Raw genomic sequence first — 26,114 nt, 5'->3', positions numbered from 1 at the left:
ATCATCCATTTTTATAGCTAAATTTTTAATCTATAGATATAAAAAAAATTTTCAATTTAATTTACTTTCATAATCTATATATTCGAATTGCGCTTTGGTCAATGTTAAATTAATGGCTTTAACAAAACTTTCAACCTGAGCAACAGTAGTTGCACTAGCAATCGGTGCGGTGATCCCATTAAAAGCCATTAACCATGCAAGGGCGACTTCGGCTAAGGTAGCTTGATGAGCATCAGCAACTACCTGCAACGCCTTAAGAATTCTTTCACCTCTTTGATTAAGATATTTATCGATATCACTTTTTCTAAGACTACTATTTAAATCACTTTGACAACGATATTTTCCGGTTAAAAAACCAGATGCCAAACTATAGTAAGTAACAACCCCAATATTTTCTTTGATACAGAGTTTCTTCAACTTATCATCAAAAGCGGCGCGATCGTAAATATTATATTCTGGTTGTAATACCTGGTATCGCGGTAAATTCTGACTATTCGCCACATCTAACGCTGTTTTCAATTGCCTTGCATCCAAATTTGAAGCTCCTATAGCGCGAATTTTGCCTGTTGTTAAAAGCTTCTGATAAGCGTTTAACGTCTCTTCATAAGGTGTATTGATGTCAGGCCAATGAGAAAAATAGAGATCAATGTAATCTGTTTGTAAACGCCGTAATGAATCTTCAACCGCGTTTATAATCCAGCGAGCAGAAAGCCCACGCTTACTAGGCGAACCTAAATCTGCGCCCACTTTGGTAAAAATAATTAATTTATCTCTGGCAATGGAATGTTTAGTTAGCCAATTTCCAATGATAGTTTCAGATTCTCCTCCACGATTACCTGCTGCCCAACTTGAATAAACATCTGCCGTATCAATTGCAACTAAACAGTTATCATAGAGAGCATCTAAGATGGTAAAACTCTCTTTTTCATTGATAGTCCAACCAAATACGTTACCACCAAAAACAAGTGGTGGGATAACAAATCCAGTTGAACCTAACCTACGCAATTGCATATTTCCTCACTTGTTTTTAAATAAAGCGAATGTAATAGCTAGAGGGCACCTCGAAAAACTCGAAATCTTCAATGGCTCTCCGGCTTGTCTCTAAATAATTAGATGTTTTTTGATCCCCCCGCTACTAATCCTACCGTCCATTGCCATGGACAGTGTCATTTTGTCCATTCTGGGCGTTAAAAAGCTAAGATGCCGGTACGCTGGAAGTACGCCAACCGCTTTAGGTTGTAACATGCTGCCATCATCGTCATGGCAAAATTAGCGCGCACTTGCCCAATGGTACGGATCAGTTTTCTACCCATTTGTTCCATCGCCGCGAATGCATGTTCAACCCGTGCCCTAATCTTTGCAATCCGGTGGTTGCGCCCTTGCTGAGTCTTGGACAACGGTTTATTTCGATGGCCTTTACGCTGAATCTGGCTCCTATAGCCGTTTGCCTTGAGCCAAGCTTCCCGTTCCGCAGAGGGATAGCCTCGGTCGGCGTAGATATTACGGTTGGTGTTGGCCTTGTCGATGACCCTCTCGAAATGCTGACTGTCGTGAGTGCTGGCCGTATCGGTGACGATTTTTCTGATGAACTTGTACTTCTTGTCCATGTTCACAGAAAGCTTATAGCCATAATGGCTCTTACCGTGTTTTTTAGTCCACGTGGCGTCTAAATCTTTTGCCGCCGCTTGGTTGGTTTCCAATGAGCAGGTATCGCTTCCTGCTTGAGTTGCTCCTTTTCGTCCTTCGTGAACGACTGCTTCGGAGCAGGTACCAAGGTGGCATCGATGATTTGGCCTCCCCGAGCTATAAAGCCTTTCTTCAAAAGCTGTGAGGTTACACCATCGAAAATGGCTTTAGCACCAGCTTCACCGATCCTGTTCTCGAACGTCCACACAGTGGTACGGTCAGGTATATTGATGGCATGGAGCAACCCACAGAAACGCTTGAAGCTCATTCTGTCCAAAAGCTGGTACTCCATCTGCTCGTCAGACAGGTTGTAGATACGCTTTAGAACTAAAATGCGAACCATGGTCTCGGTTGGAAATGGTGGACGTCCTCCTTTTTTGCTGACAGGGCGTGGTACCACATGGTCGATTTCCGCTGCCAGATGCGCAAAGTCTATACAGGTTTCGATCTTGACCAGAGGGTCGACCAACTGGTCAATCGTCTGTAGGTGATACTGGTCTGCAAGGAGGTCATACTTAATGGCGTTTCTTTTCTGCATGGTGGTCAGGGCAATAGGTCAGTTTTCGATAATTTTATCTGCGAAATCAAACTCTGGTTAGGTTTTTCGAGGTGCCCTAGAAGATTTTAGTGGTACTTTTACAGCAAGATTGTATTTATTAAATGTTAAACCCTATTTAACTTACGGATATAGTACAGCAATTTAGATATGTTAATTATAACTTACCAATAGCCCAATAACTTCCACCATAAACCTCCAATGACTAACCAAATTAAAAGATTAACCACACTTAATATAAACCCCACTTTCCACCATTCAGCTAAGGTTGTATAACCAGAACCAAAAATAATCGGCGCAGTACCTGTAGCATAATGGGTTAACGACATCATTAATGATGAAGAGAAAGCCAGGATCAAACCAAGCAAAATAGGTGGCGCGCCCAATGCTAATCCAGCAGTAAAAAATGCTGCAAACATTGCCATAATATGGGCTGTGGTGCTGGCAAAAAAGTAATGGAAATAGACATATATTAAAACAAGTAACAACATGCCACCAATCCAGCCGATCCCCAGATGATCAATAGCGTTTCCAACTGTTTGAGAAAACCAATTAGTCAACCCAAGCTTACTTAGAAAAGATGCCATCATGACCAATGCAGCAAACCAAGTAATTGTATCCCATGCCCCCTTGGTTTTCAAAATATCATCCCAAGCTAATACCCCGGTACAAAGTAAAACGGAAAGACCGATAAATGCCGCAGCGGTAGGGTTAATAGTAAAAGCGCTACCAAAAATAAGCGCAGGCACACCAGCCCACATCAGCAAAAGCATGGCAAATACCGCTAAAGTAATTTTTTCTGCTACTGAAATAGGCCCTAACTTGTGTAATTTTTGTTTCGCGAAATTTGGTGCATCGGGTGTTACTTTAATTTCAGGTGGATAAATCCAATAGATAATTAATGGCATAATCAATAACGAAATAATACCTGGTATAAAAGCGGCTATTGCCCACATTCCCCAACTTATCTCAAATAGAGGTGTGGTATTTTCCATAATCAAACTAACAATCAATGGATTAGGGGCAGTTGCCGTAATAAACATCGCAGATGTAATTGGATTGATATTAAAATTAACCAATGAAAGATAACGGCCAATTTTGAGTGTGCTACCTGATTCTGGATCAGAGCCGAAACTCTTTGCAATTGAGCGCATTATAGGATGAATAATACCACCACCCCGCGCAGTATTACTTGGTGTAACTGGTGCTAATATTGTTTCTGCAATCGCCAATGAATAAGCGATGCCTAAGGTCTTTTTGCCAAATAAAGAAATAAAATAATAACCAATACGGGCACCTAAGCCGGTCTTATTTAGACTAACAGAAATCATTATTGAAATACCTATCAACCAAATAAGTTGATTTGAAAAACCGCTCAATGCATCATTAATGGCTTCCGTCGGATTATTAGGATTAGTTACCCCCGTAATAGCAATTAATGCAATTGCGATAATGGAGATTGCACCTATTGGTAAGGCTTTACCTATGATAGCTATTATAGTCCCAATAAAAAGCGCAAATAATTGCCAAGCATTTACCTCAACACCGTCAGGAGTAGGAATAATAAACCAGATGATGAGAGTGATTGTAATAGCAATTATGGTTGGTAAAGGTTTGAATGGGGTCAATTTATCCATATTGTATTATCCAATTGGTGAAATATATCTACACAAAAAATAATTAATAACTTATAAATTAAAAAATCACGCTAACAAATCATACAACTACTTATTATATAAATTTATAGATTAGTAACTATATTTATTTTTATCAAGCTTAATAATAAATATTAATTTATAAGTTTATTAAATTATCCAATTTATTCTTTTAATTTTTATCTCTTTATTGTAAGAATAAGTTATTTTTATATGTTAAAACTGTGAGTTGTATTACAAAAATCACAATAAATTTTATTCATTAATTCACTAAGATCAACTATTTCTATTTCTTTTAGTCTTAGTTATTTTCATAATATAGCAAATTAATCATAATTATTTATGGTTAATTTTGTCAAATAACAAATAAGTTTATTTGTTTTATTAAAAAACAATAGATTTATTTGAAAATCAGAATTACTTTATAAAAAATAATATATTTTATATTACAATATAATGTGTAAATCTATTTATTTTTGAATAGATATAAAATTAAAGTCAAAAAAAAGCAGCAAATCAATATGTCCATTTGTGCTAACCCAAAGCCAAGAAAGATGGTCTTTATCGTTAATGATAAAGACCATCCAATATGATTTTATATCAGTTCAGCTAGACCTATTTCTCTATCCATTCAGTATGAAAGATACCCTCTTTATCAATCCGCTTATAAGTATGAGCGCCAAAATAATCACGTTGTGCCTGAATTAAATTTGCCGGTAAAAAAGCAGCGCGATAACTATCATAATAAGAAATTGCTGCTGTAAGCGTAGGTAATGGAATACCATTTTGTATACCAAAACAGACAATATCCCGTAATGATTGCTGATATTCATCAGTAATATTCTTAAAATAAGGCGCTAACATTAAGTTTGCTAAAGATGGGTTTTGGCTATAGGCATCGGTAATTTTTTGCAAAAATTGCGCCCGAATAATACAACCAGCGCGGAAAATCCTGGCAATTTCACCATAATTTAGCTGCCATTGATATTCATCCGATGCTGCTTTTAATTGCTGAAAACCCTGTGCATAGGAAACAATTTTACCTAAATAAAGTGCCCGACGAACTTTTTCAATAAATTCCTGCTTATCACCTTTAAATGAATTAACAGCCGGTCCAGTCAGGATTTTTGCTGCTGCCACCCGCTGCTCTTTTAAAAAAGAGAGATAACGCGCAAATACTGATTCAGTAATAAGCGTAACAGGTACTCCCAAGTCTAAAGCACTTTGACTGGTCCATTTTCCAGTTCCTTTATTAGCGGCTTCATCCAATATGACATCAATCAAATAATTACCAGTCTGGTCTTCTTTTTTACGAAAAATATCGGCCGTAATTTCGATTAGATAACTACTTAATTCCCCTTTATTCCATTCAGTAAAAATATCAGCTAATTCTTCATTATTTAATTTTAATGCGTTTTTAAGTATTGAATATACTTCAGCAATAAGCTGCATATCACCATACTCGATGCCATTGTGCACCATTTTTACATAATGACCTGCACCATCGGGACCAATATAGCTGACACAGGGCTCACCATCGGCCTTAGCTGCAATTTGTTGCAAGATAGGCGCCACTAAATCATAAGCCTGTTTCTGTCCACCAGGCATGATAGAAGGCCCTTTTAATGCACCTTCTTCACCACCAGAAACGCCGGTTCCAATAAAGTTAAAACCTTGTGCTGAAAGTTCTCGATTACGTCGAATAGTATCCTGAAAATAAGTATTACCACCATCGATTAGGATATCACCTTTATCCAGATAGGGTGTTAAGGAAGCGATGGTTTTATCTGTCGCTTCACCCGCTTTTACCATTAATAAAATACGACGTGGTTTTTCTAATGAATCAACAAATTCTTCAATTGTATGACAGGGGATTAATTTTCTACCTGGATTTTCTGCGATCACTTCATCGGTTTTTTCTTTAGAACGATTAAAAATCGAAACAGAGTAACCTCGGCTTTCAATATTGAGCGCTAAATTACGGCCCATAACAGCCATACCAACTACACCAATTTGTTGTTTTGACATGAAAAACTCCTGTCTGACAATTCATTACCCACAATTAACGAGCAAATATATTTTTACGTATTGATATATTAACTTACTCTATAGTTTGGTGATAGTGATTTCATGCCTCCAAGGACACGATATTTCGGCTAAAAACGATTAAAAAAACGTTATTATATTGAAATTTTTGTTCAAAGTGCCCATTATTCTAAAGGTTGGCATAAGCCGTCATATTAGAAGGTAAAATAAATTTTATGGAATGGATCGCTGATCCTACGATGTGGGCAGGGCTTCTTACTCTTATCGTACTCGAAATCGTGCTTGGCATTGATAATTTAGTCTTTATCGCTATCTTAGCTGATAAATTACCGGCTAAATTACGTAATAAAGCAAGAATAACTGGTTTAACCTGCGCACTCTTTATGCGCATCATCTTATTGTTTAGTCTCACTTTACTCGTTTCACTAACCAACCCTATCATTAATATTTGGGGTCACCCATTTAGTGCGCGGGATATTCTGATGCTTGGTGGCGGGCTGTTTCTGCTTTTTAAAGCCACTATGGAGCTTAATGAACGATTAGAAGGTAAAGATGAACGATCTGGCAAGCAACGAAAAACGGCTAAATTTTGGGCTGTTGTCGCGCAAATTATTGTATTAGATGCTATTTTTTCACTTGATTCAGTAATCACTGCGGTAGGTATGGTTGAACATATTGGCATTATGATTGCCGCAGTCACTATTGCTATGATTTTAATGATTATCGCTAGTAGACCATTAACCCTGTTCGTTAATACCCATCCAACGATTGTTATTCTCTGTCTCAGTTTCTTATTGATGATCGGTTTTAGCTTAGTTGCTGAAGGATTTGGTTATTTGATACCGAAAGGCTACTTATACGCTGCTATTGGTTTCTCTATTATGATCGAATCACTTAACCAATTTGCATTATTTAATCGACGCCGTTTTTTAAAAGGCACCAAATCACTGCGGGAAAGAACCGCTGAAGCAGTATTGCGGGTTTTAGATGGTCAACATGAACGCGCTGAATTAGATCATCGCACCTCTGATTTAATCGCTGATAATAATGGTATTTTTGATCCACAAGAACGACAAATGATTGTTCGTTTATTAGGATTCGCTCAACGTAATGTTAGTAGTATTATGACTTCGCGCCATGACGTTGAATACATTGATATCAACAAGCCTGTGGATAAGCTACTTTCATTGCTAGAAAAAACACCACATACCCGTCTTGTTGTTACAGATGAATCGATAAGCGATGAACCAGTCGGGGTTATACACGTTATCGACATATTAAATCAACAATTAAAAAAGCAAAAACTTAACCTACATGCCTTAATTACCCAGCCACTAATTTTCCCTGAAGGCTTATCACTACTTCAGGCATTAGAGCAGTTTCGTAAAGCTCATACCCATTTTGCCTTTATTGTTGATGAATTTGGCTCTGTCGAGGGAATTGTTACGCTAACGGATATTATGGAAACTATTGCCGGTAATATGCCAATTAGCGAAGCAGAGGTGGATTCTCGTCATGATATTCAACAATTAGAGGATAGCCGTTGGGTTGCTAATGGCTTTATGCCTTTAGAGGATCTGATCCTGTATGTGCCAATTACGCTTGATGAAAAACGTGAATATGAGACGATTGCCGGATTATTAATGGAGCATCTACAACGAATGCCTGTGGTAGGTGAACGTATCAAAATTGAAAATTGGATTTTTGAACCGTTGGAAGTCACCAGCCACCGCCTTAAAAAAGTGTTGATTACTCCCCTGCAACTGGCTAAAAATGATGTTAAACAGAATATTACCTTAACATAAAACATAACGCGCTAATCATGGCGCGTTACATTTGTTGAATATTAAGCTAAAACTAATTTTTCGATTTAACTTCTTTTTCTAACCAACTATCTAGTGCTTTTTTAGCTTGCGATTGAAACTCATCACGCAGCAATTTTTCAATATTCAATTGATATTGTAAATTTTTCCACTTACCATAAATACGCAGAGGAATGGACAATTGATTAATTTTATTAATAAAATTATCATTTCCATACCAGCCTTTATTGATATTAACCAGCAATTTGACGTCTGCTGATTTCCCGGCTAAATTTAGCCAACCGTTGCCATCAATACTCATAGCGTCTGAATAAGCAACCAGATTTGAGAACGATAGCATGCCTTTATTAAGTTTTGTATCAACGGTTAAATTTTCAATTTGGGTATTATCGTCAAGATTTTGCGGGGTATCAATTTTATCAGTAAGGCGTGAAAAGGCGTGTTGGATCAGTGAAGCTATATTTAATCCTGTTAACTGTGCCTTGGATAAAATTACATTAGCGTTACCGGACCAAAAATTTAGCAGCGCAAATTTATCGTATCCAGGCCCTGATAAATTTGCTGCTAACATCAATGAACCATCTAGTTTGGTCGGCATGTCAAAGGATTGCAGCAAAGGAGCCAACCTAACATGATTAAATTTGGGCTTAGCCGTGACAATAACCGGACTATTTTGATAATTTAAACTAATAGGTAATTCAAAATTTCCACCTAATAATCCACCTTCTAGCTGACTAACATTTAATAACGCTTTTTTATTGGTTATCTTAGACTTAAAGCTATCAACAACTAAACCTCGATATATAAGTTTATCGGCAGAGATTGTTGCTTGAAATGGGAATTGCTTTAAATAACTTAAATCATAACTATCGGTTTCAATCGTCGCAATAACAGGCTTAGGACTTACTTGAGGCGTTATCTTTGTCTCTGTTAAAGGTTGTAATAAAGATGGCCAACCTAAAATCTTATCTAGATCCAGTTTTGTGGAAGTAATATTTAATTGATAATCTGGTGATTTACCTAAATGAGCAACTAAATTTCCAGTTAAATTACTATCATTGACGTCAATAGCTAAATTAGACAGGGTTAATATTGGTTGCTGATCATGCAAATAATCAAACAATAAAGTTGCATTGCCGCTAATGCCATCTGTTGGTAAATTAATACCACTAATTTTATATTCTAATTGATTAATTTCCCCAGCAATCTGATGCGGATAATCTGCAATATTTAACTTACTTTTTAAAGAAAAAGTGAGATCTTGCTGATCCTTACTCACATTGCTACTAAAATTAACGCTAATGAAATGATCATCTTCCCTGCTGAGCGACAACATAATATTACGCATATTTAGCTGGGTATCATTATCCAACTGCCAAATTAACAAACTATCAGTTAGTTTTATTTTATTAATCTCAAATAACCATTTGCTATCATTATTATTTTTCCTACTAATACGGTTAAGACCTTCTGGAGCAATCGGGGCATCTGGATTTGATTTTGCTTCACTATCTGGAGTAGCGCGCAAAACTGCATTACTGATTACAATCTGTTCAACAGACAGTTGGTGGGAAATTAACGGCCATAAGGAGACATCAAGCCGCATGTTATCTGCACTAATGGCCGGCTTAGTCGCGCCCGGCGCGGTGAGTGAAATCGGCCCAGTAATAATACTTAGCCTAGGCCATACATGCCAACGCATTTCGCCTTGAAAAACTAAATGATATCCGCTTTTTTGTTCAACTTTATCAATTAAATAGTGACGAAAATCATTGGGATTAACGAGCAACACTAGCGCCGTTAAGCCTGCTAAAATAACCACCATCAGAATAGCTAATGTGGTCAAAAATCGTTTCATCACTGTCTCCATCAATGGTATTCAAACAAACAATTAATGACTTCATCTTTAGATAGCTTATTTTCCGTGACCTGAGAAAATAAAATTATTTTGGTTATAGCATGATTTCAGCTAAACACCGAATTAATTAACTTAAAATATCACAATTTATGATTACTTTTATCATCTTCACTAATTCTACTCCCTACCGCACCTTGTTGATTTTTATATTTTGCATCCTGACGGCGATTATAGGGGCGCTCAGCTGAACCGGATAAAACTTCAAAACTTAATGCGCCAATAACCATACCCGGCCGTAGTGCCAATGGCAGTTTACCTGAATTATAAAACTCTAGCACAATCTGACCGCACCAACCGGGATCAATACGGTGCGCAGTAACATGCACCATCAATCCCAAGCGAGCAAGAGAAGAACGGCCATCAAGCCAACCAACAGCATTATCAGGCAAAGTGACTGATTCTAAAGTGACCGCCAATGCTAATTCACCTGGATGCAAAAAAAACGCATCATCATGGCTTAAGGTAATTTCATCACTCATCACCCGATCTAATGCAGCATTAACTTCATTTTTGGGCCCACTAAGATCAATATAAGGTGCAGTATAGCCCTGAAATATTCGAAATTTATTGCCTAAACAAACATCAACGGTTACCCCATTGATCCGTTCGATTGATGGGCGTGGTTCAATAACCAATTTCTTTTCATCAAGCCATTTAACTATATCACGGTCACAAAGTCGCATTTTTCCATCTCCTTGCGAGAATGCCTAATCTATTTATAGATAATTATTGGCAGAACTCCCCTATTTTAGCTTTTAGAATATCAATCGCCACTCGATTTTTTCCGCCACGAGGAACAATAATATCTGCATATTGTTTCGATGGCTCAATAAATTGAAGAAACATTGGACGAACAGTTTTAGTATATTGTTCAATAACAGAATCTAATGTTCTTCCTCGTTCATTGACATCCCGTTTAATTCTTCTTACTAAGCAAATATCCAGTGGCGTATCAACATAAATGGCAAAATCCATATTATTACGTAAGCGCTTATCGGTTAATAATAAAATACCTTCAATAATAATCACTTTTTTAGGCTGAAAAAAAATGCTCTCTCGCTTACGTGTATGCTGAGTATAATCATATTGTGGCAGATCAATGCCTTTTCCTGCCTTCAACAATTGAAGATGATGAAAAAGCAAATCATGATCCATTGAGTTGGGATGGTCGTAATTTACTTTCACTCGTTCTTCCATCAGCATGTCATGTTGATCTCGATAGTAACAATCCTCAGTAATCACACCAATATTGTGGTCACCCACTTGAGTACGTAATTCATGATAAAGCGTTTTCGCAATAAGACTTTTACCCGATGCTGAAGCACCTGATATACCGACAATAGCGCACTTATGTGCTGGATCAGCCATTTTAAATAACCTGAGTTTAAATAATAGAAATTAATATAATTAAATATTATGAGCGCCGGAATTATAAGGGCTTATTGTAGTATCTGCCAGCATTTAAAATTAGGTCTGGCTAATTTTCATAACAAGACCTAATAATAATTACCACTACATATTTATTTTCAATCAATAAGCTATGGAGTTAATCAGTTTAAATAGCTCGGAAAGCAATTTCAGTGGGAATTTTTTCTCCTGCCCAATACATCTGAGCAGAAATTGTCGATGCTATTTCTCGATAAATATCAGCGAACTCACCATCAGGATCGCGCATTACTGTCGGTTGACCTTGATCTAAATCCTCACGCAAAGAAATATGTAATGGGATCTTACCTAACAGCTTGCACTGGTATTTTTCAGCCAATATTTCTGCTCCACCTGAACCAAAAATAGGCTCTACGTGACCACAATTACTACAAATATGTAGACTCATATTTTCAACAATACCCAATACCTGCACTTTTACTTTGTCAAACATCGCGATGCCTTTCATCGCATCAAGCAAAGCAATATCTTGTGGTGTGGTAACGACAATCGCCGCGGTAACGGGTATATTCTGTGCTAAGGTTAATTGAATATCACCAGTTCCAGGTGGCATATCAATCACTAAATAATCTAAATCTGGCCATTCGGTATCCTGTAACATTTGCATCAAAGCCTTGCTAGCCATTGGACCACGCCATATCATCGCATTATCATCATTAATCAAATAACCAATTGAATTAGTCGCTAGCCCATAATAAGCCATTATAGGTACCATATGATGCCCATCAGGTGATGTGGGCCGCTGATTTTTAGTTGCCAACATAGTCGGAATAGAGGGACCATAAATATCAGCATCCAGAATACCTACCTTCGCTCCTTCTTGCGCTAATGCCAACGCCAAATTCACTGTCGTGGTTGATTTGCCAACCCCTCCTTTACCTGAACTAACAGCGATAATATTACGCACTCCATTAATACCAGGCAAATTATTCGCTCTACGTAATGTATTGATATTATGACGTAATTCCCACTCTACTGTTTGCGCGCCAGTTATTTTTCGTAATTGCGGTGTCAGCTGCTCAATTAATAACTTAAAAGGTGTTTTCCAGGCAAAGGGCATGACTAATTCAATATGTAAAACATCATCGAGTAATACACAATGACATAATGCCTTTAATGTACTCAGATTACTTTGCAGTGTCGGATGAGAAAATGTGTCTAAAACCTCAGCAACTTGCTGAGTTAACTTTTTTGCTTTTGTTTGTTTGAAGGATCCTGAATTCATCGCAGCTCCTTTTATTTAGTATTAAATTATCAACAATTAATCACTACATCATACCAGAGAACAATTTAATTAAGATAAATAGATAATAAAAACGACGCTTATCAAGCAAAATTACGATAAAATAATGATTGATTATTCATGTTCAGGCCTAGCCGGAAAAAACGCAATCAGTTAACATCAAATTATTGTTCAATTTTTATGGGAATTAGATCCTTACTATGTCTCAAGTCGCGAAAAAACTTTTGGTAACCTGTGCGTTACCTTATGCTAACGGTTCAATACACCTTGGCCATATGTTAGAGCATATTCAGGCCGATATTTGGGTTCGTTATCAACGAATGCGCGGCAAGCAGGTTTACTTTATTTGTGCCGATGATGCCCATGGCACTCCAATTATGCTAAAAGCTCAGCAATTAGGTATAACGCCTGAGGAGATGATTAGTAAAGTAAATCAGGAACATCAACATGATCTTGCTGACTTTGCCATTAGTTATGATAATTACCATTCAACTCATAGTGTAGAAAATAAAACATTATCTGAACAAATTTATTTAACACTAAAAAAGAGTGGCTATATCAAAAACAAAACTATCTCGCAACTTTATGATCCTAAGCAAGGTATGTTTCTACCTGATCGCTTTGTTAAAGGGGGTTGCCCAAAATGCCAAGCCGCTGATCAATACGGTGATAATTGTGAGGTCTGTGGAGCAACTTATAACCCAACAGAACTTATCAATCCCCACTCGGTGATTTCTGGTGCAACGCCTGAAATGCGTGAAACAGAGCATTTTTTCTTTGATTTACCCGCATTTAGTCATATGCTGCAAACTTGGACACGCTCAGGGGCTTTGCAACCACAAGTGGCAAATAAAATGCAAGAGTGGTTTGAGGCGGGTTTACAGCAATGGGATATTACTCGTGATGCCCCTTACTTCGGTTTTGAAATCCCTAATGAGCATGGCAAATATTTTTACGTCTGGTTAGACGCTCCTATTGGTTATATGGGGACATTTAAAAATCTATGTGACAAACAACCCAATATTGATTTCGATAGTTATTGGCACAAAGATTCTACTGCCGATCTTTATCACTTTATCGGTAAAGACATTGTCTACTTCCATAGCCTATTTTGGCCAGCAATATTAGAAGGTAGTGGTTATCGTAAGCCTACCAATATCTTTGTTCACGGTTATATCACTGTAAATGGCGCAAAAATGTCCAAATCACGGGGTACATTTATTACCGCGCGCGCCTATTTAGATCAGCTGGATGCTGATTGTTTACGTTACTATTATGCCGCTAAGCTTTCTTCCCGCATTGATGATATTGACCTTAACTTAGAAGACTTTGTCCAACGGGTAAATAGCGACATCGTGAATAAAGTCGTCAACCTCGCGGCTCGCAATGTTGGATTCATCAATAAACGCTTTGATGGTATGTTATCATCGCAACTTGCAGCTCCTGAGCTTTACCAGCAATTTATTGCCGCAGCAGACAAAATTGGTCAACAATTTTGTCATCGTGAATACAATAAGGCGATTCGTGAAATTATGTTACTTGCCGATCTAGCCAATCGTTATATCGATGAGCAAGCACCCTGGGTAGTTGCTAAGCAGGAAGGTCGCGAACAAGATTTACATGATATCTGTTCGATGGGTATCAATTTATTTCGCGTGCTAATGACTTATTTAAAACCTATATTACCGGGACTCACCAACCGGGCAGAAACTTTTTTAAATATTTCACTAAACTGGGATGATATTAGCGACCCTTTGCTAAATCATGAAATTACGCCATTTAAAACCTTATTCCAGCGAATCGAAATGAACAATGTAACCGCTATGTTAGCGGCATCTAGCGAAAATATAACGGCGCAAACAATGACTAATCAACAAGATTGCGAAAATTCTTTCCAAGATGTCATCAGTTTTGATGACTTCAACAAAGTCGACTTACGAGTTGCTTTGATTAAGCAAGCTGATTTCGTCGAAGGCTCCGATAAGCTGCTAAAACTCCAATTAGATTTAGGTGATAGCAGCCGACAAGTTTTTTCTGGTATTCGCGCGGCTTATCCTGATCCGAAAGTACTTGAAGGGCGCTTAACGATCATGGTCGCTAATTTAGCACCACGAAAAATGCGTTTTGGCGTTTCAGAAGGGATGGTATTAGCCGCCGGTCCTGGTAACAAAGATATCTTTCTATTAACTCCAGATGCTGGCGCCAAGCCCGGCATGCAAGTAAAATAGATTAACAATAAAAAGCATTAAATCAAAATGGCGACAATTGTATTTTCGCCATTTTTAATCCCAGTGACTACACCAGCCTGGCACATTAAGTGGGCTAATTGTATTATCAGTATGTTTTGTTATAGGACTGGTATGATGTTGTTTTGCAAAAATATCTTTTATATTAGTTGGCAATATTTACGCGCTTTTTTACTCATTTATCTCTGCCTAATAATAGGAAACCTAATATCAAATTTACTGCCTTTTTCTCTGCCTGGAAGTATAATTGGCATGCTGGTGTTGTTTAGCTTATTAACCGTCCAAATCATACCTGTCCACTGGATACAACCGGGCTGTCATTTGCTACTCAAAAATATGACATTGCTATTTATTCCAATCGGGGTAGGCATAATGAATTATTATGATATGCTTAGCCAACAAATTATCCCTATTTTACTCTCCTGCATTATTAGTACCTTAATTATTATGATTATTGTTGCTTATAGCTCACACTGTATTCATCGTGACCCTAATATAAATACCTCGGATGCTGGTAAGCAGCAGAAAAAACAAATTAAGCAAAAAAATAGGCCAAATAACGAGTAACAACAATGTTAAATCATATCTGGTGGTCACTACCTTTTACTATTATCGTTTTCTTATTAGCGAGAAAATTATCCCAAAAATACCGATTAACTATTTTAAATCCGCTGTTAATTTCAATCACTATCATTATTGCTACTTTACTAATAACACATACTTCATATAGCCATTATTTCTCTGGTAGCCGTATTCTCAATGATTTGTTACAGCCGGCAGTTATCGCCTTGGCTTTGCCATTATACGAGCAATTACATCAAATTCGTGCCCAATGGAAATCCATTATTAGTGTTTGTTTTATTGGGAGTCTGATTGCTATGGTCACAGGAACCGCTATTGCGTTATGGACAGGCGCGAGCGTCGAAATGGCTGCTTCAATATTACCAAAATCTGTTACAACACCGATTGCGATGGCGGTTTCACAAGGGATTGGCGGCATACCAGCCATCAGTGCAGCTTGTGTGATTTTAGTTGGCATTTTTGGTGCTATGTTTGGGCATTTACTGTTTAATTTTTTGCGGATAAAAAAACCTATTGCTCGAGGATTAGCGATGGGAGCAGCCTCACATGCAGTAGGTACTGCACGTAGCGCCGAGATAAACTACATTGAAGGTGCCTATAGTTCTCTCGCATTAATGACGTGTGGCATAATCACCTCATTAATTGCCCCTTTCATTTTTCCTTTAATAATCGATTTATTACATTAAATGATTAGCTATAAAAAATGAATCAACAACATATTAATCACTTTCTGTCTATTTTATGTAGAAAAATTAATCTCACTATCTCACTGGCGGGCGGTAACTTTAATTTTTAGGTTATTTTGGCTGAATAAATTTAAATCCAATCTAGTCAGTCGCCACAGTAGCCTTGAACAATGTGTTAAAGCAACTAATTGGAGGTAATTTCAGCTAGTCTGAATATCGTATTTACAAACTTGCTGCCTTCTGACTATTATAAGTCTTATCTAGCAATAAGCTGTTGAATTAATCAGGGGCCGCACATGATAATAAGTAAAATAGCCCTTATTAAGCTGACTTTCTCTATCCTGTAATCTATAGGCATAAATGATGAGGAAATTCCTTATTTATAGCTTACTTACCATTATAGTAACAGCAATCGTTGCTACTCTAGCATTCGATCGTTGGATTAGTTGGAAAACTGCTGACTATATCTATGATGATGTAAAAAAATTACCACCTCGCAGCGTTGGTATGATTTTAGGTACGTCAAAATATTATTCTGCTGGTTTACCTAATGAATACTATAAGTATCGAATTCAAGGTGCCATTAACGCTTATAATAGCGGTAAAATAAAATACTTACTGGTTAGCGGTGATAATGCCCATTACAATTATAATGAACCTATCACCATGCGTAGAGATCTGATCTCAGCTGGTATCCCAGCGGCAAAAATTGTGTTAGATTTTGCAGGCTTCAGAACATTGGATTCGGTTGTCCGAACTCACCAAGTGTTTGCCACTAACAATTTTACTATTATTACCCAACGTTTCCATTGTGAAAGAGCATTATTTATCGCTATGAAAAAAGGGATTGATGCACAGTGCTATGCAGTTTCCTCACCCAAAAAAATCATTAAAGTTCGTTTACGCGAGGTTTTTGCCCGTATTAATGCCCTAATTGATCTCTATATATTAAAAAGTGAACCCCGCTTTTTGGGACAACAGGAATCTATTCCCGCAGCGATAAAAATGCCTGATGGTATCAACGGATATCCTGCCGTTTTACCTGAAGAGCTGAAATAATTTCAGCTAGCAAGTAGCGAATTTATTGGTTAAATAACGCCATAACCACTCTATTGGCCCTTGCTTAAAATATTTCAACCAGCTGATGGCAAATATAATATTAATGAACCAAATCAGCGGCACAAAGCTAAGTAATGCTAAACGGCCAAATTGAGCAAAAAAACCAAACCGATAAAAAATAGTGGTACAGATCAGCGTCTGTAATAAGTAGCTAGTTAAAGCCATAAGGCCAACTGATTGCAGGCATTTAATAATGAAGATATTTTTTATTTGTGGCCAAAAACCATAAATAATAGCAATATAGCCAATAACTTGAACCGGAATAATAATCTGATTAATAATAAAACCTAATAACCCAGTTACAATATAACTCCAGTCATAGTAATACTGGATGGCAATAGAACAGAGTTGAATAAAAATAGTTAATGGGATTGTCCAATAAGCAACATAGCGATAATGAAACAAAGAAAAATTTCCCGTTAACCAGCCAATTCTCACTAATGCTGCACCAGCCATCATTAATGCCAATAACTGCCAACCATAATCGATCACTAACATAATTAATCTTTGTGCTACCGATTCAGCCCGATATAAGAATGCTTTCCATCCGCCCGCTATTTTAATGTTGATCTCATTAGTAAAATCATTTTCTGCTGGATACCAAAATGACGAAACATCGGTAAAATAACTAAAACTGCCAAAAATAATTATGCCGGATAAATAAATAACAATAGATTTATAATAGAGCTGCCTAGTGTTATTAAAATGAATAAATTTTATTGCCAATAGCCCCGTCAAAGCATAAGGCAATAGAATATCGCCATCCCATAACCCAATGCCATGCAGCAGACCAATAATAGCCAATACAAACAGACGAATTTGATTCCAATATAAACCCTGCTTAGACAAAAATTCAAAACTTGCACCAAATAACAAACTAAAAATTGCCAGAAATTTTCCCTGCACAAAGATATTCAAAAATACCCAGCACCAAATATCCCCGGCTGTTGTGCTAGCAATATAAACTGGATTCACATAAGCTAATTCAGGTAGCGCAAAAGCAAAAATATTAACCAGCAAAATTGCAAAAATAGCGCTTGCACGCAGCAGATCAATTTGTTCAATCCGCTGCCGTCTGGCTTTAATAACAAACATTAATTAGCGGTAACGCAGGCGAGAAATATTGCGTAAAAACTCCTGACGGGTATTTTGACTTGATTTAAATAAACCACCTAGCGAGGTTGTCATAGTGCTGCTGCTTACATCACGAACGCCTCTGGCTTTCACACAATAATGAACAGCATCAATTGAAACCGCGACATTACTTGTACCTAATAAAGTTTGTAGCGCAATTAAAATCTGCTGGGTCAAGCGCTCCTGAACTTGTGGCCGTTGAGAAAAAAATTGAACAATACGATTAATTTTAGATAAACCAATCACTTTATCCTTTGGAATATAGGCCACTGTCGCCTTACCATCGATAGTGACAAAATGATGCTCACAAACACTAGTTAACGTAATATCACGAACCGTTACCATTTCGTCGAAATCCATTTTATTTTCGATCAAAGTAATTTTAGGAAAATTATTATAATCGAGGCCTGAGAAAATTTCGTCAACATACATTTTAGCAACGCGCTTAGGTGTTTCCACTAAGCTATCATCTTTAAGATCGAGATTAAGTAAACGCATAATTTCACTCATGTGCCCTTCAATCTGTTGTTTACGCTCATTTGAGGAAAGAGATTGACCGCAAAGAGGGGTTTCAAGACCACGAGCTTCTAGTGCTTTACGAACAAGATGCGCTTCTTGACTGAGCGATGACATGCATTTCTCCAACAATAAAATTCAACATTAATTTAACTAAACATTCAATAAATGGATACCATTATCCCATTACAATAGCCTATCCTAACAAAATATTTTTTATATCGCGCTAATTTTCATATCAGAGTCATTATTTATTCTTTTTTTTCTGTTCATTTATATCAAAACATCAATTTATATTACTATAAATAATCGATTTACTGACTATAGCCTCATTTTAAATCCATCGAGTTGCGACTAAATATTTTATCAAAAAAGATGAGCCTGTTAGCTAGCAAAATTGATTGCTTTAATATCACAATACAATAAATAGTGGCCGTCGTTTTTGTATATTTATATTGTTATTTATTGTGGGTGGCAGCAAAGAAATTATTTTAACCATAGCGTTCAGATTTTTAATAGCCTATTGTTTAAGCATGTAAAGATTAAAAAATGTTCGGCGATGGTTTTCCTGTTATGAAAGATTGGCTGATCGATCATTAAGAGCGCAAAATCGATAAGAACGCAAAGGATAGTCAAAATTGAATAATTATTTAAAAAAGATCGTTATTATTTAGATTATTTTGTATTTTTGTCAGTATTTCTATCAAATTATTAATTTCTTTTTCAGTTAATCCATAACTAACTTTTTCACATATTGAAAAGGAAGTTTTTATTAACTGCTGCTCTAATTGTTTCCCTTTTTCCGTTAAAAAAACATTAGAAATCCGGCGGTTGTTTTCAGGTACTACTTTGTATATAAAACCTTTTTTTTCCAGGTGCATTAGCATACGAGTAATACCGGTCTTATCTTTAATTAATTTATCAGAAATAATGGTTTGATTTATTCCATCCTCTTCCCATAAACATTTCATAATCAATAACTGTTCTGGTGATAAATTAAACGGACTCAGTATCTCTTTTATTTTACATGTTAGTAACAGATCGGTTTGATGAATAAATTTATAAAAAAACATTTCGCTTAATGCACTCCTAATATATGAATAATTTACTAAGGCAAAATTTCTTTATGATCAGTCTAATAAAATCCTGGCTTAAAGAGAAGTCAGCGGCAAATTTTAATATTAAGAGTGCAATTTCAGTCGACTTTATTTTTTACCTAATATTTTGTTATTTCTAACGCAATATCTTGTTAACTTAAATTATAATCGTAAGCTAACCTGGCCATTCAATGTCGCATTAATTAATACGCCAGCTACAGATTTATCTTCTTAAGACCTACTTATAATCGTAACAATTTCTTCTTCAATTGAATGATGACTAGGTATCCATCCTAATAACTCTCTTGCTTTATCACTATTTAAATTGCCATTCACTCCAATGACGAGCGATACAGTTTCGCCCCATAGCTGTTTAGCATGTGCAAAATTTATGCTGGCAACCGTTCGCTTTATTGCCATTTTTTTATTAATCATCATAACAAGATCTTTAACTTTCATCTGAAAGCTAGAGGGATGATATAATTCGCCAGCCGCTGATTTTTCTAATGCTAACCAATAGAGTTCCGCTAAATCCTGCACATGCACAAACGACAACATATTGTCACCATTATTAATGTAAAATAACTTATTATGTTGTAATGCCTCACCAATTAAGAAAGGTAAAATAAAGTTGCCACCTTTGCCATACGGATGAGGGATCCTAATCACGATGGTTCTTATTCCATTTTTAGCTGCATTTAAAACTAAATTCTCAGTTTGTACTCTTTTAACTATAAATGTCGGAGGAGCCTTAGCAACATGATCTTCGGCCAATGCAGTGCCTTCGCCACCAACAGTCTGTAAATCAGCCAATACCATCGCACCACTGGAGTAAATAAAAGTTTTATTTGTCCCTCTCATAGCGGTAATAATGGTTTCAACAGCTAAATAATCATGTTCAAACACCGATGTTTCATCACCAAATACACCTGGCATCGCGCTATAGATAACCGCATCAACTTTTTCACCATAGGTTTTAAGCTATCAAGCTTCAAAATATCACCACATACTGGTGTTATAGCCATTTTTTTTATTTTTTCCGCAGCGGAGGTTGATCTCACTAACCCATAAAGCTCAACAGGTTGGGTTTTCAGTTTCTCAACGATAGCTGAGCCAATATAACCAGTTGCGCCAATAATTAATATTTTCATCTAGCTACACCTCAATTTATTTTATTTATTACTATTAATGTATGTAATAGTTAACCAAACAACAGTTGATTAGTCAACTATTGTTTGGGCAATAATTTACTAGATGAAATAGGTTGTTATAATAAATAAAATTTATTTAATTCATATAATTACCCTATCAAGAACGAAATTTCAAACCAATTAAACTGCCAAAGCTAGTATGTACTAACTACTTTTTTTGATAAATAATGATAAAAATTGGCGGGCGCCACACTAATTCTCCATTAAGTAGCAGGTATGACAGAGCAGAAACCATTTTGCCCTCTGCTGCATTTTCCCATGCTAATCTCAATAAAAACGAATGTTTATTTTGGCACTAGTAACAATTTGTACAAACCGGCACGATGTAAACCTGCATAATTATGTTTTCAGTCTTGAATACTAGATTAAATTAATCCATAAAGAGGCAATAAAGTAGATAACTTCTTTGTTAATAAGTGAGATTGTTGTCATAATGCACTGAAAATATTTGGCAAAATTATGCCAATATCAGTCAAAACGGTAGTATTATTTGGAGCCAGATATGGAGCATTATCATACCGACCAATTATTATCGCTGAAGGAAGTATTAAATAATATATTTACCCTAATCACCCCAATTGCAGAAAAAGAAATTATCCCATTAACAGAATCAATTAATCGCATTACTGCCAGAGAAATTATATCGCCAATTAATGTCCCTCCATTCGATAATTCAGCCATGGATGGTTATGCAATACGCTTTAATGATTGGCATGACGCCGCCCCATTGGTTGTTGCGGGTACAGCGCTAGCTGGTTCTGCTTTTCGCGATCCGCTGCCAGCCAAGTCTTGTATTCGCATTATGACAGGAGCACCGATCCCCTCTGGCGTTGATACGGTCATCATGCAAGAAAACACCCGGTTAGTTGATAATGCCATTAGTTTCATTCAGCCAATAAAACCAGCTAGTAATATTCGTTTTGCCGGCGAAGATATTCGACAAGGTGATACAGTCGTAACAATAGGCAGCAAACTTTCCGCCACTCAGATATCCCTTGTTGCATCATTGGGGATCAGCGAGATTGAAGTTTTTCGCCAGTTGAAAGTGGCTATTTTCTCTACTGGCGATGAACTACAAACTATTGGCCAGCCATTGGCTGCCGGTCAAATCTATGATACCAATCGGCTTGCAATACGCTTAATGTTAGAAAAAATGAACTGCCAAGTGATTGATTTAGGGATTATTGCCGATGAGCCTGACAAACTCTATCAAGCGTTTGAACAAGCGGACCAACAAGCCGATCTGGTTATTAGCAGCGGTGGTGTGTCGGTGGGGGAAGCTGATTATACCAAGCAGATCCTTAATGAAATAGGCAGCATCAATTTTTGGCAACTGGCAATCAAACCCGGTAAACCATTTGCCTTTGGTAAACTAAAATCTGCCTGGTTTTGTGGTTTACCCGGTAATGCTGTATCCGCTATAGTCACCTTTTATCAACTGGTACAACCCATTATCAATCACCTTTCCGCTTTTAGCCAATGGCAAAGAACACCCTATTTAACAGCGCGCACCACCAGCCTGATAAAAACATCACCAGGACGCCTTGAGTTCCAACGAGGAGTTGCCAGGGTAAATTCTCAAGCCGAGTTAGAGGTAACCCCCATGCCACAGCAAGGTTCACACATTTTGAGTTCATTTAACCAAAGTAACTGTTTTATCGTTTTAGAGCAAAAACGTGGCACGGTTAACGCAGGTGAATTTGTTGATATTGAGTATTTTAATCATTTATTAATAAGTGAATAAATATGGCTATTGAATTATCTGACCAAGAGTTACTCCGTTATAATCGCCAAATTATTTTACAAAATTTCGATTTTGACGGACAAGAAAAATTAAAAACAGCAAAAGTATTAATTGTCGGAATGGGTGGTTTAGGTTGTGCCGCCGCTCAATATTTAGCCGCAGCAGGCATTGGGCAACTAACACTATTGGATTTTGATACCGTCTCTCTATCAAATTTGCAACGGCAAATCCTATATAACGACCAATCTATCGGTAACGCAAAAGTTGACTCGGCCAAAACCGCATTACATAAAATAAATCCGCACATAGAAATTTCTACGGTTAATAGAAAACTGGCAGAATATGAACTGAATACTTTAATCAAACAACAAGATGTAGTTGTTGATTGTACCGATAATGTGACTATTCGCGAACAGCTTAACCGCCTATGTTTAACGTTAAAACGCCCATTAGTATCAGGTGCAGCTATTCGCATGGAAGGACAACTGGTGGTATTAACTTATCAAGATAATACCCCCTGCTATCACTGTTTAAGCCGTTTATTTGGTGAAAATAATCTCTCTTGCATCGAAACCGGCGTTATGTCTCCACTGGTTGGTATTATTGGTAGCTTGCAAGCGATGGAAACATTAAAATTACTCACTAACTATGGTAAAATTATCAGCGGAAAAGTGCTATTTTATGATGCTATGTCAACAGAATTTCGAACGATTAATTTAATGCCTGATCCTAATTGTGAAGCCTGTCAGGCAACCACCATATAGAGCTAACTTTTATAGCTGTGAAACCAATATATCACTTTTTAATTATTTATTTTATTAGTGCTAACCAAGTGATGGAAACTTAACGCAGCTATAGATCATCATAAGTTTTTACTGAAGGTGCCTTATAGTGTAAAAAACGATCAAGTAAATTGGCCGCCTTATCTTCAACAATCGCCATATGTCGATATTTTTCTTGTAAAAACTTTTCATCAGCCATTTTTTCTATCATAGCAACTAACGGTGCCCAATAATTATTAACATTTAGTAAGCCACATGGTTTTGTATGTAAGCCAATTTGACCCCAAGTAAAAACTTCACTAAATTCTTCCAGGGTACCAAATCCCCCCGGTAGCGCAATAAACCCATCAGCCAAATCAATCATTTTCTGCTTACGTTGATGCATAGTATCAACAATATGGATTTCACTCAGACCAGTATGAGAAATCTCACGTTCAACTAATAAATTAGGCATTACACCAACCACTCGACCACCTTGCTCCAATACCGAGTTAGCTAAAACACCCATAATACCGACGCGGCCACCGCCATAAACCAGCGTTATTTTTCTGTTAACCAGTTCGGATGCCAATGCAATTGCCTGCTGTTGATAAATATCACTGGCTCCTACACTAGATCCGCAATAAACTGTTACACTATTTATCTTATCCACATTATCCTCCTTAACTTAAATTTACTAATGTCAGCCTTAGCAGACATTAATCAAATCTAACAAACGCATAAATATTTTTCATGTCATTTCTTTTTTAAAATTAACAATTATTATAGTGAATATCCTATTTACAATCGGCATTGAAAAGAATATTTGTTTACTTATCTTTTATGTAATAATTACACAATATCATTAAGCAAATCTTGCTGTTACTGAGTTATTATTTAGTTTCCTAACATTTATTTTGTTCTCTATTTTTGAGGTTACCTCCAGATGTCATTTGTCTTAAATCAAAAGCGTAAAACGCTGTTGCCCGTATTGTTGTTGCTATGCGCAATGATATCAATACAAAGTGGAGCTTCATTAGCAAAAAGTCTATTTCCAACTATCGGTGCACTTGGCGTAACAGCTTTAAGACTATTTTTGGCAACAATTATTCTTTTTATAATTTTTAAGCCTTGGCGAAAAAAGTTACGCGGCCATTCATTAAGACATTTAGTTATTTATGGTATCTCCTTAGGCTCAATGAATTCGCTGTTTTATCTATCGCTAGAAAGGATCCCATTAGGGATCGCTGTGGCATTAGAGTTCACCGGCCCCTTAGCCGTAGCAATGTTCTCATCTCGCCGCGCGATTGACTTTGTTTGGATATTAATGGTTATTGTTGGATTAGCCTTTCTACTACCTTTTAGAAACAATATTAATAGTTTAGATCCAGTTAGTGTTACATATGCTTTAGCTGCCGGTATTTGCTGGGGAACGTATATCATCTTTGGTCAGCGGGCTGGGGCGGGCTATGGTACAGCAACAGTGGCTTTAGGTTCGTTTATCTCGACATTGATTTTTTTTCCGGTCGGTCTTCTTACCGTTGGCATTGAACCGCTATTTGATCTGTCAATTCTACCAATTGCACTTGCGGTGGCTATTTTGTCAACGGCCTTCCCTTACACGCTTGAAATGTTTGCCCTAACACGTATGCCGGCGAAAACATTTGGTACCTTAATGAGTTTGGAACCGGCAATGGGGGCCTTTATGGGCATGATATTTCTTAATGAACACTTAACATTAACCCAGTGGTTCGCGCTATTTTGTATCATTGGCGCATCAATTGGTTCAGCATCTACCATGAAAACAAAAAACGAAACGGTTGAAATCAATTAAGTCGTTTTTCACGCTTAAACAGTGTGAATTCAAGACTAAATTCACACTGTAACTTGTTGCTAATTTCCCTTGCATTCCTATTTTTTATCACCATATTTATAATTGTAAGTAATAAAATAACGCTTACATCAATATTACCTATCAATTTAATAGGATCAAATGATAAGACTATTGATTAATAATAAGTTATTGTTTAGATAAAGTATTAATACATTATTTGATATAACGGGAGCGTAATAATGAGCACAGCTAAATTAGTTAAAGTACCGAAAATTGATTTACTTTATACCCGTAATGATATTAGTGATAGTACTAAAAAACACGCTATTTCTGTTTTAAACCCGCTAGTTGCACAACTTATTAATCTGTCATTGATGACAAAACAAGCACATTGGAATCTGCGCGGTAGAAACTTCATTGCTGTTCATGAATTATTAGATGAATTTAATTCCTCTATTTTAGAACATCAAGATGAATTAGCGGAACGCGTGGTACAAATGGGTGGTACAGCTATGGGCACAATAGAGAGTGTTCATGGCCATACACCATTAAAAGCATACCCAACCAATATTCACGATGTACAAGATCATTTGAAAGCCTTGGCCGATCGTGCTGCGGTGGTTGCCAATAATGTTCGTAAAGCAATTGATGAAGTTGGTGAAGTGGATGCTGAAGATATTCTCACTGGCGCTTCTCGTGATCTGGATAAATATCTCTGGTTTATCGAAGCCAATATTGAAAAATAACCGTTGTATCTCTCGATAACTATATAAAAACAAAATGTCGTCATTTAGCCACAAAGGAGTGTGGC

Annotated in this window: 20 protein-coding genes and 2 pseudogenes; 9 read left to right on the top strand and 13 right to left on the bottom strand. The window is 36.9% G+C overall.

Annotated features, from left to right (window positions below):
• Positions 1-51: 51 nt before the first annotated feature.
• The 4 genes and pseudogenes from WH390_RS05270 to gndA form a co-directional block, all read right to left on the bottom strand.
• A complete protein-coding gene (locus WH390_RS05270; protein WP_032115380.1) occupies positions 52-1,011 on the bottom strand; it encodes an aldo/keto reductase in 960 nt (319 codons plus the stop codon).
• Positions 1,012-1,187: 176 nt separating this feature from the next.
• Positions 1,188-2,224, bottom strand: a pseudogene (locus WH390_RS05265) (IS5 family transposase).
• A 182-nt stretch (positions 2,225-2,406) separates the two neighbouring features.
• Positions 2,407-3,879 carry a DASS family sodium-coupled anion symporter gene (locus WH390_RS05260; RefSeq protein ID WP_032115379.1) on the bottom strand — a complete coding sequence of 491 codons (1,473 nt, stop codon included), beginning with the start codon at positions 3,877-3,879 and terminating at the stop codon, positions 2,407-2,409.
• A gap of 633 nt (positions 3,880-4,512) precedes the next feature.
• Positions 4,513-5,925 (bottom strand): NADP-dependent phosphogluconate dehydrogenase, encoded by a 1,413-nt coding sequence (gene gndA, locus WH390_RS05255; RefSeq protein ID WP_032115378.1) that lies wholly within the window; start codon positions 5,923-5,925, stop codon positions 4,513-4,515.
• A gap of 233 nt (positions 5,926-6,158) precedes the next feature.
• Between gndA and WH390_RS05250 the strand changes: the two genes are divergently transcribed.
• Complete coding sequence (locus tag WH390_RS05250) at positions 6,159-7,748, top strand: TerC family protein (protein WP_032115377.1); 1,590 nt, start codon at positions 6,159-6,161, stop codon at positions 7,746-7,748.
• Between the two features lie 52 nt (positions 7,749-7,800).
• Here the strand turns inward: WH390_RS05250 and asmA are convergent, their stop codons facing one another.
• The 4 genes from asmA to apbC form a co-directional block, all read right to left on the bottom strand.
• Complete coding sequence (gene asmA / locus WH390_RS05245) at positions 7,801-9,624, bottom strand: outer membrane assembly protein AsmA (RefSeq protein ID WP_032115376.1); 1,824 nt, start codon at positions 9,622-9,624, stop codon at positions 7,801-7,803.
• A 140-nt stretch (positions 9,625-9,764) separates the two neighbouring features.
• On the bottom strand, positions 9,765-10,367 hold the full coding sequence (gene dcd, locus WH390_RS05240) for a dCTP deaminase (protein WP_032115375.1): 603 nt from the start codon (positions 10,365-10,367) through the stop codon (positions 9,765-9,767).
• A gap of 43 nt (positions 10,368-10,410) precedes the next feature.
• Positions 10,411-11,052 carry a uridine kinase gene (gene udk, locus WH390_RS05235; protein WP_032115374.1) on the bottom strand — a complete coding sequence of 214 codons (642 nt, stop codon included), beginning with the start codon at positions 11,050-11,052 and terminating at the stop codon, positions 10,411-10,413.
• Between the two features lie 187 nt (positions 11,053-11,239).
• Positions 11,240-12,355: an iron-sulfur cluster carrier protein ApbC gene (apbC, locus tag WH390_RS05230; protein WP_032115373.1), complete on the bottom strand. Its 1,116-nt coding sequence runs from the start codon at positions 12,353-12,355 to the stop codon at positions 11,240-11,242.
• 218 nt (positions 12,356-12,573) lie between these two features.
• Between apbC and metG the strand changes: the two genes are divergently transcribed.
• From metG to sanA, 4 genes are all read left to right on the top strand, one after another.
• Positions 12,574-14,601, top strand: a complete 2,028-nt coding sequence (metG, locus tag WH390_RS05225) for a methionine--tRNA ligase (protein ID WP_032115372.1) — start codon at positions 12,574-12,576, stop codon at positions 14,599-14,601.
• 135 nt (positions 14,602-14,736) lie between these two features.
• Positions 14,737-15,186 carry a CidA/LrgA family protein gene (locus WH390_RS05220; RefSeq protein WP_148305554.1) on the top strand — a complete coding sequence of 150 codons (450 nt, stop codon included), beginning with the start codon at positions 14,737-14,739 and terminating at the stop codon, positions 15,184-15,186.
• Between the two features lie 5 nt (positions 15,187-15,191).
• On the top strand, positions 15,192-15,887 hold the full coding sequence (locus tag WH390_RS05215) for a CidB/LrgB family autolysis modulator (RefSeq protein ID WP_032115371.1): 696 nt from the start codon (positions 15,192-15,194) through the stop codon (positions 15,885-15,887).
• A 363-nt stretch (positions 15,888-16,250) separates the two neighbouring features.
• Complete coding sequence (gene sanA, locus WH390_RS05210) at positions 16,251-16,946, top strand: outer membrane permeability protein SanA (RefSeq protein ID WP_032115370.1); 696 nt, start codon at positions 16,251-16,253, stop codon at positions 16,944-16,946.
• A gap of 6 nt (positions 16,947-16,952) precedes the next feature.
• Here sanA and yeiB read toward each other — a convergent pair whose 3' ends face one another.
• The 4 genes and pseudogenes from yeiB to WH390_RS05190 all read right to left on the bottom strand — a co-directional run bounded on the left by yeiB (position 16,953) and on the right by WH390_RS05190 (position 20,904).
• Positions 16,953-18,101: a DUF418 domain-containing protein YeiB gene (yeiB, locus tag WH390_RS05205; protein ID WP_032115369.1), complete on the bottom strand. Its 1,149-nt coding sequence runs from the start codon at positions 18,099-18,101 to the stop codon at positions 16,953-16,955.
• Positions 18,102-18,104: 3 nt separating this feature from the next.
• Complete coding sequence (folE, locus tag WH390_RS05200) at positions 18,105-18,773, bottom strand: GTP cyclohydrolase I FolE (RefSeq protein WP_032115368.1); 669 nt, start codon at positions 18,771-18,773, stop codon at positions 18,105-18,107.
• 533 nt (positions 18,774-19,306) lie between these two features.
• Positions 19,307-19,729 carry a MarR family winged helix-turn-helix transcriptional regulator gene (locus tag WH390_RS05195; RefSeq protein WP_052044872.1) on the bottom strand — a complete coding sequence of 141 codons (423 nt, stop codon included), beginning with the start codon at positions 19,727-19,729 and terminating at the stop codon, positions 19,307-19,309.
• Between the two features lie 255 nt (positions 19,730-19,984).
• Positions 19,985-20,904: pseudogene (locus WH390_RS05190) on the bottom strand (NAD-dependent epimerase/dehydratase family protein).
• A 562-nt stretch (positions 20,905-21,466) separates the two neighbouring features.
• Here WH390_RS05190 and moeA point away from each other — a divergent pair.
• Positions 21,467-22,708, top strand: coding sequence for a molybdopterin molybdotransferase MoeA (gene moeA, locus WH390_RS05185; RefSeq protein ID WP_032115364.1), 1,242 nt, complete (start codon positions 21,467-21,469; stop codon positions 22,706-22,708).
• 2 nt (positions 22,709-22,710) lie between these two features.
• Positions 22,711-23,472: a molybdopterin-synthase adenylyltransferase MoeB gene (gene moeB / locus WH390_RS05180; protein WP_032115363.1), complete on the top strand. Its 762-nt coding sequence runs from the start codon at positions 22,711-22,713 to the stop codon at positions 23,470-23,472.
• 88 nt (positions 23,473-23,560) lie between these two features.
• On the opposite strand, the gene WH390_RS05175 is transcribed toward moeB, so the two are convergent.
• Positions 23,561-24,142 carry a TIGR00730 family Rossman fold protein gene (locus WH390_RS05175; protein WP_032115362.1) on the bottom strand — a complete coding sequence of 194 codons (582 nt, stop codon included), beginning with the start codon at positions 24,140-24,142 and terminating at the stop codon, positions 23,561-23,563.
• 273 nt (positions 24,143-24,415) lie between these two features.
• On the opposite strand from WH390_RS05175, the gene rhtA reads away from it, so the two are divergent.
• On the top strand, positions 24,416-25,303 hold the full coding sequence (gene rhtA, locus WH390_RS05170; protein WP_032115361.1) for a threonine/homoserine exporter RhtA: 888 nt from the start codon (positions 24,416-24,418) through the stop codon (positions 25,301-25,303).
• Between the two features lie 239 nt (positions 25,304-25,542).
• On the top strand, positions 25,543-26,049 hold the full coding sequence (gene dps / locus WH390_RS05165; protein WP_032115360.1) for a DNA starvation/stationary phase protection protein Dps: 507 nt from the start codon (positions 25,543-25,545) through the stop codon (positions 26,047-26,049).
• The last annotated feature ends 65 nt before the right edge of the window (positions 26,050-26,114 follow it).

The organism is Candidatus Arsenophonus nilaparvatae, assembly GCF_045346035.1.
In the GTDB taxonomy this organism is placed as follows: Bacteria; Pseudomonadota; Gammaproteobacteria; order Enterobacterales; family Enterobacteriaceae; genus Arsenophonus; species Arsenophonus nilaparvatae.
This window is presented reverse-complemented; position numbering and strand designations above follow the sequence as displayed.

What these genes read in the sequence shown, in the direction of transcription:
- WH390_RS05195 (WP_052044872.1), bottom strand. Translation starts at nt 19,729, where the DNA reads ATGTTTTTTTATAAATTTATTCATCAAACCGATCTGTTACTAACATGT.
- dcd (WP_032115375.1), bottom strand. Translation starts at nt 10,367, where the DNA reads ATGCGACTTTGTGACCGTGATATAGTTAAATGGCTTGATGAAAAGAAA.
- sanA (WP_032115370.1), top strand. Translation starts at nt 16,251, where the DNA reads ATGAGGAAATTCCTTATTTATAGCTTACTTACCATTATAGTAACAGCA.
- WH390_RS05220 (WP_148305554.1), top strand. Translation starts at nt 14,737, where the DNA reads ATGTTGTTTTGCAAAAATATCTTTTATATTAGTTGGCAATATTTACGC.
- moeA (WP_032115364.1), top strand. Translation starts at nt 21,467, where the DNA reads ATGGAGCATTATCATACCGACCAATTATTATCGCTGAAGGAAGTATTA.
- udk (WP_032115374.1), bottom strand. Translation starts at nt 11,052, where the DNA reads ATGGCTGATCCAGCACATAAGTGCGCTATTGTCGGTATATCAGGTGCT.
- WH390_RS05215 (WP_032115371.1), top strand. Translation starts at nt 15,192, where the DNA reads ATGTTAAATCATATCTGGTGGTCACTACCTTTTACTATTATCGTTTTC.
- yeiB (WP_032115369.1), bottom strand. Translation starts at nt 18,101, where the DNA reads ATGTTTGTTATTAAAGCCAGACGGCAGCGGATTGAACAAATTGATCTG.
- moeB (WP_032115363.1), top strand. Translation starts at nt 22,711, where the DNA reads ATGGCTATTGAATTATCTGACCAAGAGTTACTCCGTTATAATCGCCAA.
- asmA (WP_032115376.1), bottom strand. Translation starts at nt 9,624, where the DNA reads ATGAAACGATTTTTGACCACATTAGCTATTCTGATGGTGGTTATTTTA.
- WH390_RS05260 (WP_032115379.1), bottom strand. Translation starts at nt 3,879, where the DNA reads ATGGATAAATTGACCCCATTCAAACCTTTACCAACCATAATTGCTATT.
- apbC (WP_032115373.1), bottom strand. Translation starts at nt 12,355, where the DNA reads ATGAATTCAGGATCCTTCAAACAAACAAAAGCAAAAAAGTTAACTCAG.
- dps (WP_032115360.1), top strand. Translation starts at nt 25,543, where the DNA reads ATGAGCACAGCTAAATTAGTTAAAGTACCGAAAATTGATTTACTTTAT.
- WH390_RS05270 (WP_032115380.1), bottom strand. Translation starts at nt 1,011, where the DNA reads ATGCAATTGCGTAGGTTAGGTTCAACTGGATTTGTTATCCCACCACTT.
- rhtA (WP_032115361.1), top strand. Translation starts at nt 24,416, where the DNA reads ATGTCATTTGTCTTAAATCAAAAGCGTAAAACGCTGTTGCCCGTATTG.
- WH390_RS05250 (WP_032115377.1), top strand. Translation starts at nt 6,159, where the DNA reads ATGGAATGGATCGCTGATCCTACGATGTGGGCAGGGCTTCTTACTCTT.
- gndA (WP_032115378.1), bottom strand. Translation starts at nt 5,925, where the DNA reads ATGTCAAAACAACAAATTGGTGTAGTTGGTATGGCTGTTATGGGCCGT.
- folE (WP_032115368.1), bottom strand. Translation starts at nt 18,773, where the DNA reads ATGTCATCGCTCAGTCAAGAAGCGCATCTTGTTCGTAAAGCACTAGAA.
- metG (WP_032115372.1), top strand. Translation starts at nt 12,574, where the DNA reads ATGTCTCAAGTCGCGAAAAAACTTTTGGTAACCTGTGCGTTACCTTAT.